The organism is Vallitalea longa, from assembly GCF_027923465.1.
GTDB classification, from domain to species: Bacteria; Bacillota; Clostridia; order Lachnospirales; family Vallitaleaceae; genus Vallitalea; species Vallitalea longa.
In genome coordinates, this window is sequence record NZ_BRLB01000069.1 from 1 (window position 1) to 357 (window position 357).

General features: G+C 33.9%; 1 rRNA gene. It reads left to right on the forward strand.

The annotated features are described in order from the left end of the window. Nucleotides 1-243: 243 nt before the first annotated feature. Nucleotides 244-357, forward strand: a 16S ribosomal RNA gene (locus QMG30_RS24855); the annotation flags it as partial.

Consider the following 357-nt stretch of genomic DNA (forward strand, 5'->3'; position numbering starts at 1 on the left):
GAAACAACCAAAAACTTAGTAAAAGTTTTACCCAAGAAATTCCTTAGTAAATTAATGGATAAAGACGATAGTCTATAAAATATAAGCCAGAGCAATCTGGTCAAGATTAAAACTTATACGATGATTTGAGCTAAGCTTAAAAAATCTTAACGATGATTTAAGCTAAGAAATACTAACCTTTGATAATTAAGTTTCGATGTAACTGAAAATCGAAGCTAAGAATTTCTAATCTTAAAAAATCTTAAACATGAGAGTTTGATCCTGGCTCAGGATGAACGCTGGCGGCGTGCTTAACACATGCAAGTCGAGCGAGAAGCTATTTATTGAACCTTCGGGTGATTTAGACAGTGGAAAGCG